The 3,004-nt window shown below is 64.0% G+C and carries 3 protein-coding genes; 2 read left to right on the forward strand and 1 reads right to left on the reverse strand.

The window, feature by feature from the left end; all coding sequences use genetic code 11:
- Positions 1–670, reverse strand: a 670-nt coding sequence (locus AUC71_RS14915; protein WP_342021874.1) for a DUF6600 domain-containing protein, incomplete at its 3' end; no start/stop codon positions are given.
- Between the two features lie 188 nt (positions 671–858).
- On the opposite strand from AUC71_RS14915, the gene AUC71_RS14920 reads away from it, so the two are divergent.
- Together AUC71_RS14920 and AUC71_RS14925 are read left to right on the forward strand one after the other, a co-directional pair.
- Positions 859–1,983 (forward strand): DegT/DnrJ/EryC1/StrS family aminotransferase, encoded by a 1,125-nt coding sequence (locus AUC71_RS14920; RefSeq protein WP_069624877.1) that lies wholly within the window; start codon positions 859–861, stop codon positions 1,981–1,983.
- A gap of 75 nt (positions 1,984–2,058) precedes the next feature.
- Positions 2,059–2,997 (forward strand): glycosyl hydrolase family 28-related protein, encoded by a 939-nt coding sequence (locus tag AUC71_RS14925; RefSeq protein WP_158007889.1) that lies wholly within the window; start codon positions 2,059–2,061, stop codon positions 2,995–2,997.
- The last annotated feature ends 7 nt before the right edge of the window (positions 2,998–3,004 follow it).

Consider the following 3,004-nt stretch of genomic DNA (forward strand, 5'->3'; position numbering starts at 1 on the left):
GTGACCAGTGATCGCGCGGCATGCCGTAATTGTAGAGATAGCCGTTCCGGTACCGCGGCCGGCTCACATAGGTCGTGCGGTTGAATACGATCGTCAGGCTGGCGCGCGGCACCGCATAAGAGCGGACCGCCGGCGACACGAGATAACGCGGCTCGACGAACACCCACGATTCCCGCGGCGGCGGCGGTGCATAGCGCGCCGGGCCACCATAAGCGTAGCCCGGTGTCGGCACCTCTGGGGCCCAACCCACATACTCATCGCCATAGCGCCACTGGACCCAGGCCGGCGCCCATGTATCGCCCGGCACCCAATACCAGCCATAGTCGGGCTCAAATCCCCAACGGCCATAGTGATACACAGCCCAGGCGAACGGCTCCGGAGAATCCCAGTACCAACCATACTCCTCGGTCGAGACCCAGTTTCCCACCGTGTAGGGACGCCAATCCGGCGCCACCGTTCGCGGCAGCCACACATAGCCGTGGTTGGGGTGGTCGACCCACTCGCCGAACGGCGCGAGTTCGTCGTAGAACTGATCGATGTCGAAATTTTCCTGCTCCACGGCAGGCCCGCCAGCCTTGGCCTCACCTGAAACCAGCACACCCGGCGCCAGGGCGAGCAACGCGAACGCGCCCGCCAACACGATGCGCCTCAGGGCGCCTGAATACATCATCTCAAAACCTCCATCGGTCAGCCCCTCGGCGGAACTGAGCCAATCGCTGCCGAGGATGAAGGTTCCGACCTGAACCCAAACTGAACGGAGGAACGGCCCCTAAGGCCGGCGCTATTCGCCCTATTGCCGTAGCCGCCCGACTTGGCTAGGCAGGGCGCGACCAGGAGCCAGAAGAAGAAGGAACATCGATGTCGGGCGTCCCCTTTGTCGACCTGAAGGCGCAATATGCGCGGCTCAAGCCGCAGATCGCCGAGGCGATCCAAGACGTCCTCGATGACGGGCGCTACATTCTCGGTCCCGCAGTCGCGAAACTTGAATCCGAGCTTGCGGAATATTGCGGCGTGGCCCACGCGATTTCTTGTTCGAGCGGCACCGACGCGATCTTCATGCCGCTGCTCGCTTATGAGGTCGGCCCGGGCGATGCGGTGTTCGTGCCTTCGTTCACCTTCACGGCGACCGCGGAGGCGATCCTCCTCGCCGGCGCCTCGCCGGTTTTCGTCGACGTCGAGGCGGACAGCTTCAGCATCGACCTTGCCGACCTCACGAAGAAAATTTCCGAAACCCGCGCCGGCGGCAAGCTCACGCCGAAGGCGATCCTTGCGGTCGATCTGTTCGGCTTGCCGGCCGATTGGAATGGGCTGAATGCGCTCGCCGAGCGTGAAGGCCTTCATCTCATATCGGACGCCGCGCAATCCTTCGGCGGCGTCTATCACAACAGCGCGTCGGGTTCACTCGCGCCAGTCAGCGGCACGAGCTTCTTTCCGGCGAAGCCCCTGGGATGCTACGGCGACGGCGGCGCCATCACGACCGACGACGACGGTCTCGCGGAGGTGCTCAAGTCGATCCGCGTCCACGGCGCGGGCGCCGACCGCTATGAGGTTGTGCGTATCGGTATCAACGGCCGTCTCGACAGCATTCAGGCCGCGATCCTTTCGGTGAAGCTCTCGGTCTTCGACGACGAGCTCGAGGCCCGCGAACGCGTCGCGCAGATCTATGACGACGAGTTGAAGGACGTGGTGGCGACGCCAAAGCGCATCGAGGGGCTGAAATCGGCCTGGGCGCAGTACACCATCAAGACGGAGAAGCGCGCGGCGGTTCAGGAGAAGCTCGGCACGGCCGGCATCCCGACCATGATCTACTACCCGAAACCCATGCACCTCCAGGCGCCCTATCTGCCCTATGGCGGCGGTGAGGGCTCGTTGCCGGTGAGCGAGGCGATCTGCCGGCAGGTCATGAGCCTGCCCATGCATCCTTATTTGTCCGACGACGACGCAAGGCGCATCGCCGCCGCGACCCGCGATGCGCTCGCCTGATCAGGTCCGGTGACACTCCGCGGAGAACGTGCTAGTGCGGGTCCCGTGCCGAAGGAGCAACCCGACCGACGCCCCTTGAACAAGATCTTACGCACGAGCGCCCTCCTTTCCTTTTTCGTCGCCGCGTCTCTCGCCGGCCCAGCCAGTGGCGCCCGGTTCGATGGCTGCAACGTCAAGCCCGCCTCCTCCCTCGTCGTCAATGTGAAGGACAGGGGCGCCAAGGGCGACGGCAAATCCGACGACACGCAATCCATTCAGAAAGCAATCGATGAGGTGGCCGGCAGCGGCGGTACGGTTTACGTGCCGAACGGCACCTACATCGTCCAAGCGCACGGCAAGAACCGGCTCGTGCTCGGGAGCAAGATGACGCTGAGGCTTGCGGACCGCGCGGTCCTCAAGGCGATGCCGACCGCGGCCAAATACTATTCGGTCCTGAGGATCCCCCGCGCGAAGGATGTGACGGTGATCGGCGGTACGTTGCAGGGCGACCGCAAGGAGCACAAGGGCCGCTCCGGCGAGTGGGGCATGGGCATCATCATCGGTCCCGAGTCTGAGCGGATCACGATCGCGGGCGTGACCTCGCGGCACATGTGGGGCGACGGCTTCTATCTCGCCGGCGGCGAGGACATCGCTCTCTGCTCCGTCGTCGCCGAGCATAACCGGCGCCAAGGACTGTCCATCATCATGGGCAACCGGATCCTCGTGACGAATTCGACGTTTCGCGATACGCGCGGGACGGCGCCGAGCGCCGGCATCGATCTCGAGCCCAACAAGCCGCACCAGCGCATCAGCAATGTGCGGATCGAGAATTCCAAGTTCATCGACAACGCCGGCGGCGGCATCATGATTTCCGGCAAGAAAGCCGAGGTCGCCCACGTGGAGATCCTGCACAATCTGTTCGAAGGCCCCCGGCCCATTCTTGTCGAGAACGCTCCCCGGGTTCGCTCCACCTCGATCTGCGAGAACCGCTACGTGCGCAAGGAGGAAGCGGGCAACCAGCTCATACTCCGCTGACAAGTAA

Origin of the sequence: Methyloceanibacter marginalis (genome assembly GCF_001723295.1) — a bacterium.
In the GTDB taxonomy this organism is placed as follows: Bacteria; Pseudomonadota; Alphaproteobacteria; order Rhizobiales; family Methyloligellaceae; genus Methyloceanibacter; species Methyloceanibacter marginalis.